The organism is Cupriavidus pauculus, from assembly GCF_008801835.1.
Taxonomy (GTDB): domain Bacteria; phylum Pseudomonadota; class Gammaproteobacteria; order Burkholderiales; family Burkholderiaceae; genus Cupriavidus; species Cupriavidus pauculus.
The window spans coordinates 1-870 of record NZ_VZOW01000099.1; the positions used below are offsets into that span (position 1 = coordinate 1).

Here is an 870-nt window from a genome sequence, read left to right on the forward strand (position 1 = left end):
ACTTGGCAAGCGCCAGCGCATATCGGATGTCGGCTGGCAATTGATCTCCTACGACGTCGATGCCTGACCGGCCGGCGATTCCATGCACTCACCGATCCACTGAATGTCCTGGCCAGTTCCGAAGCTAAGCGCAATCAAGCGCCCCGAGCCATTCCCGTTGCGTGTCTGGCTTCCGGTCTCGCTTGCGCTCCTCATCTGCGCTTGCTCAAACAAGGAGGGTGCATTGCCATCGCCACCTGATCCTGGAGCCGTGCGCACCAACCTTGCCTTTACGTGCGCGCGAGAAACCGACCACTTGCCGCCACTGGATCCGCAGACGGATAGCCTGTTCCTGTACGCGCGCCATCTCCAGAAGCAGCCGGGGCCGAAAGACTTCAACGAGATGGCGCGCTACTACCGGATTGCGGCAGCGCACGGCCACTACAAGGCCAACCACAACCTGCAGTTGCTCGTCTCGCAGGGTTTTGCGGATTCGCCTGCTCCGTCCAGGGAAACCATCGATCTCGCAGCGCAGTTGATTAGCCTGGGTGTTCCCGGTGGGTACTTCGACATGGGCCACTATCTGGAATTGGGCTATGGCGTGAAGCAGGATAGCGAACTGGCCCTGCGCTATTTCCGCAAAGCTGCTGACTTGGGGAATCCGGAAGCCCAGTCATATATTGCCAAGCTACTTGCTCCTTTCGACAAGGCACCGGAGATCGCACTTAAAATGCGGCAATGCGCCACTGACCAGGGATATGGTGATGCCGCCAATACGCTGGGGATTAATCGTCAGGACAAGAAGAATTTTGTCGAAGCAATTCTTGCATTTCAGCAAGGGGTCAAGGCCGGAAATTCGCTCTCGGCGCTCGCTTTGGAAGAGGGATTTAA

Annotated in this window: 1 protein-coding gene; it reads left to right on the forward strand. The window is 57.5% G+C overall.

Translation table 11 applies throughout. The annotated features are described in order from the left end of the window. Positions 1 to 157: 157 nt before the first annotated feature. Positions 158 to 870 (forward strand): tetratricopeptide repeat protein (locus F7R19_RS29550; protein ID WP_457912022.1); only part of this gene is annotated, 713 nt, incomplete at its 3' end.